This window comes from Actinomycetota bacterium (assembly GCA_018830725.1).
GTDB lineage: Bacteria > Actinomycetota > Humimicrobiia > JAHJRV01 > JAHJRV01 > JAHJRV01.
The window spans coordinates 1-3,271 of the sequence record JAHJRV010000170.1; the positions used below are offsets into that span (position 1 = coordinate 1).

4 protein-coding genes are annotated in these 3,271 nt (G+C 51.5%); 3 read left to right on the top strand and 1 reads right to left on the bottom strand.

The genetic code is table 11. The features are described 5' to 3' along the window. Window positions 1-316 precede the first annotated feature (316 nt). The 3 genes from KKC53_07325 (at window position 317) to nrfD (ending at window position 3,007) form a co-directional block, all read left to right on the top strand. The gene (locus tag KKC53_07325) at window positions 317-1,063 is read left to right on the top strand and encodes a hypothetical protein (GenBank protein ID MBU2598957.1); all 747 of its coding nucleotides are present in this window, start codon (window positions 317-319) and stop codon (window positions 1,061-1,063) included. Window positions 1,064-1,194: 131 nt separating this feature from the next. After that, window positions 1,195-1,809 carry a 4Fe-4S dicluster domain-containing protein gene (locus tag KKC53_07330; protein MBU2598958.1) on the top strand — a complete coding sequence of 205 codons (615 nt, stop codon included), beginning with the start codon at window positions 1,195-1,197 and terminating at the stop codon, window positions 1,807-1,809. Window position 1,810: 1 nt separating this feature from the next. After that, entirely contained in the window at window positions 1,811-3,007 is a 1,197-nt protein-coding gene (gene nrfD / locus KKC53_07335) for a polysulfide reductase NrfD (GenBank protein MBU2598959.1), read from the top strand. A 22-nt stretch (window positions 3,008-3,029) separates the two neighbouring features. Here the strand turns inward: nrfD and KKC53_07340 are convergent, their stop codons facing one another. Continuing rightward, on the bottom strand, window positions 3,030-3,176 hold the full coding sequence (locus tag KKC53_07340; GenBank protein MBU2598960.1) for a hypothetical protein: 147 nt from the start codon (window positions 3,174-3,176) through the stop codon (window positions 3,030-3,032). Window positions 3,177-3,271: the final 95 nt, after the last annotated feature.

Consider the following 3,271-nt stretch of genomic DNA (forward strand, 5'->3'; position numbering starts at 1 on the left):
ACAATCCTCAGCACGACAGGACAAAACTGTTCCTAAGCCAGATACTACACTAATTCCCTATAAATTATCTTGACACAAAAAGGTCATCTTCATATACTCCCTCGACCCAAGAGCGACCTCGGGGTGCACCTGAAGAAACCCGGTAAATCCGGTTTGTTGCAAAGCAAGCCTGACAGGTTGGCCGATGTCGGACGCAAACTCTGGAACAATCGGCCCATTGAAATCAAATTAAACGCACAGCGGTCACTATGGCGTCGAACCATCGAAATACCTTCGCTCAGGGAAGGCTCAGGATTAACGGAGGGGGAGGGATTGCATGAACGGTTTTTTTAAGAAAATTCCTGAACAGGCAGTCAGAATCATTGTTCTTTTTGCGGTCTTGGCTCTGGTGTTGTTTGTGGTGTGGCAATTCATCCTCCCCCCCGAGCTGAAAGAACCGGAATTGCAGAAAAACGCTGCCATGGAGAGGGAAGCGAATAGGGAAGTCAAGTATGCCGGGTCGCAGATTTGCTCGCAATGTCACGAGAAGGAACCGGAAATGAAGAAAAGTGGCTACCACCGGGATCTGTCCTGTGAGTCCTGCCACGACGCCGCGCAAAAACACGTGGACAATCCAACGGATGTAAAGCCTACTTCACCGAAAAAGCGCGATTACTGTTCCTACTGCCATAACTACAATTCCTCAAGACCGACCGGCTTTCCTCAGATCAACCCGGATACGCATAACCTGCGGAAGCCCTGCATAACGTGCCACAATCCGCATAACCCCAAACCGCCGAAAACGCCTCGATCCTGCAACGCCTGTCATGCGCAGATCGAAAGGACCAAAATAACCTCTTATCATGCGCTGCTGGAATGCACGGTCTGCCACAGCACGCCGGAAAAACACAAGATAGAGCCGCGGGTAGTGATGCCGACGAAACCGGATAAGCGGGAATTCTGCGGAAAGTGCCATGCGAAAGGCGCCGGCGGCAAGGGAATCCCGACTGTTGATATGGCCACCCACGGAGAAAAATATGTTTGCTGGCAGTGCCATTATCCGCATATGTTAGGAGGTATCTAATGGATCGACGAGACTTCTTGAAACATCTTTGCTTGTTTATTTCTTCCAGCGGCATCGTAGGAGGCCTGTCTCCGGCCGCCTGGGCAAAAATTATTCATAAAGACTATGATCCCGCCAAACATTACTACGGCATGGGCATTGACATCGATAAGTGTATCGGCTGCGCCAGATGCATGCAGGCCTGCAAAACGGAAAACGATGTGCCCGGCTATCCCTTTTACTTCCGCACCTGGGTGGAAAGATATGTCATCAAGGTGGACAAGAGCGTGGCTGTCAACACCATCAATATGGGCTTCGATGAATCGAGAGACGTCATTTTGGAAAAGGATGTGATGCGCAGTTTTTTTGTCCCGAAACTCTGCAATCAATGTGATCACCCCCCCTGTGTGCAGGTTTGCCCGGTGGGCGCCACCTTCAAAACCGATGACGGCGTGATCCTGGTGGACGACAAACGCTGTATCGGCTGCCGGTATTGCATTCAGGCCTGTCCCTACGGGGCGCGTTACCTCCATCCGGAAACCAGGGTCGCCGATAAATGCACCTTCTGCTATCATCGCCTGGTGAGAGGCCTGCTGCCCGCCTGCGTGGAAGTCTGTCCGAAACAGGCCCGGGTCTTCGGCGACATGAAGAGTATTGCCAGTCCGCTGGGACGGTTCATCAGGATGAATAAACTGCATGTTCTCAAGCCGTCTTTGAATACGGATCCCAAAGTTTTATACGCAAATCTTGATGGTGAGGTGAACTGATATGGAAGCAGCTCAGAATTTTGCGGAACTGGCCAAACAGGTAGTGGGGTTCATATTCCCGAATGAGATCGAAATCCACTGGTCGATCCTGATCGTGGTGTATCCATACATCACCGGACTGGTAGCCGGGGCCTTCATCCTCGCCTCTCTCGTCAAGGTCTTCAATGTCAAGGAATTACAGCCCACGTACCGGTTGGCCCTGCTGACGGCGCTGGCCTTTCTCCTGATTGCTCCCCTGCCTCTGCAGCTCCATCTCGGCCAGCCGTGGCGTTCCTATGAGATTTTTCTGACCCCTAATCTGGCTTCGGCAATGGCCATGTTCGGTTTCGTTTATCTCTGGTATCTGATGGTGGTGCTTTTACTGGAAATATGGTTTGAATACCGCCGGGATATGATCGTCTGGTCCTCCGAATCGACGGGTCTGAAAAAGTGGGTGCTCAAGGTTCTTTCCCTTTTTTCCACCGATATCAGTGAAAAGGCCGTCGCCTTCGATAAGAAGACTGTAAAAATCATCACGATCATCGGCATCCCCTCGGCTTTTCTTCTCCATGGTTATGTGGGTTTTATCTTCGGTTCCGTCAAGGCCAATCCCTGGTGGAGCAGCGTGATGATGCCGGTCGTGTTTCTCTTTTCGGCCATCGTCTCGGGGATCGCCATCGTCATGTTCCTCTACATGATCATCATCCCTATTCAGGGCGGAAAAATAGATATGAAATGTCTCGACAAGGTGGCTTCCTTTCTGTTCTATGCCGTCATCGTTGACTTTTCTCTTGAAGCCCTTGATTTTATCCACCGCCTCTACGAAAGCGAAGAATCGATTAAGATCCTGTCCCAGTTGGTGAACACAAAGCTTTTTATGAGTTTGGTGGTGCTCCAGATCTTGCTGGGCATGCTGCTGCCCCTGGGCATTATGGTGGTCATCAGGGTATTCCGCCTTCAGGAAGAATTGAGGAAGCTTTTATATTTCGTCTGCGGCGTGCTCATCCAGATGGGGATCTTCAGCACCAGATGGAATGTGGTGATCGGCGGGCAACTGTTTTCGAAGAGCTTCCGGGGTTTGACGACCTACAAAATGGAATTGACCGGCATCGAAGGGTTGCTCGTTTCCCTGGCTCTATTGATCATTCCTTTCGTCATCCTGGCGATTTTAATAAAGCTTCTACCGCCCTGGAAGAAGGAGGAACTGGCAGGCGGCTAAATCAGGGTGTCAGGCGCTGAAACTAATCTTCGTCATAGTGAAAAGCGTACACTACGGCCGCCTCCTCCGGGCTGAAGGGGATCCGGAGGATCTCGTCAAAGACCTCCGATTTCGGCGCGCCGGTGGGGTGGGCGTCGAGGAGCAAACGGAGTTTTTCGAAGTTATCCATGGTTCCCCCTTTCTCAGGTATTCCGGAAGGTCTCGATCTCATGGGTCAGCCAGCGGATCCAGTCGGAAACACCATCTCCCGTCCGACAGGAGAGG